General features: G+C 66.2%; 1 protein-coding gene. It reads right to left on the minus strand.

Annotated elements, in window-relative coordinates:
* A partial coding sequence (locus tag ASC56_RS00070) for an IS630 family transposase (RefSeq protein ID WP_079102186.1) occupies positions 1–1,057 on the minus strand: 1,057 nt, incomplete at both ends.

Below are 1,057 nucleotides of genomic sequence, written 5' to 3' on the forward strand. Positions count from 1 at the left end.
TAGTGTCCTGCGCCAGAGATCCGTCGGCAGAGGCGGGCGAGGGAGTCGAGGATCTCTTCGGCGGTCTTGGTCCAGATGAACGGCTTGGGGTCTTCGTTCCAGTCTTTGACCCATGCCCGGATGTCGGCTTCCAGTGCCTGGATGTTCTTGTGTGCGCCGCGACGGATCATCTGGTGGGCCAGGTAGCCGAACCACCGCTCGACCTGGTTGATCCACGAGGAGCCGGTCGGAGTGAAGTGCAGCTCGAACCGCGGGTGTTTGGCCAGCCATGCCTTGATCGCCGGTGTCTTGTGGGTGCCGTAGTTGTCGACGATCAGGTGGACCTGCAGGTGAGCGGGCACCTCTTTGTCGATCCGAATCAGGAACTTCTTGAACTCCACGGCCCGGTGCCGGCGGTGCAGGGCGGTGATGACTTCGCCGGTGGCGACGTCGAATGCGGCGAACAGGGTGGTCAGGCCGTTGCGGACGTAGTCGTGGGTGCGCCGCTCGGGCATGCCCGGCATTATCGGCAGCACCGGCTGGGACCGGTCCAGGGCCTGGATCTGCGACTTCTCGTCCACCGAGAGCACTACCGCCCCCTCGGGCGGGTTGAAGTACAGGCCGACGACGTCGTAGACCTTCTCCACGAACAACGGGTCCGTCGAGAGCTTGAAGGTGTCCGCGAGATGCGGCTTGAGCTGGAACTGCCGCCAGATCCGGCCGACCGTGGACTTCGACAGGCCACTGTGCTCGGCCATCGATTTGCGCGACCAGTGGGTGGCGTTCTTCGGCAGCTGTTCCAGCGTGGTGACCACCACCGCTTCCACCTGATCGACGCTGATGGTGGGAGGCCGACCTGGCCGGGGCTCGTCGGCCAGCCCGTCCAGCCGCTCGGCGAGGAAGCGCCGCCGCCACTTGCGGACCGTGTCCGCTGTCACCCGAAGATCCCGGGCGACTGCGACGATCGGCGGCACCTCCGGCCCGGCACAGGCCAGCACAATCCGCGCCCGCAGGGCCAGGGCCTGGGCCGATGTCGCCCGACGCGTCCATCTTTCCAACACCGCCCGCTCGTCATCAG

The organism is Streptomyces sp. TP-A0356 (assembly GCF_001417775.1).
Classification (GTDB): Bacteria; Actinomycetota; Actinomycetes; order Streptomycetales; family Streptomycetaceae; genus Streptomyces.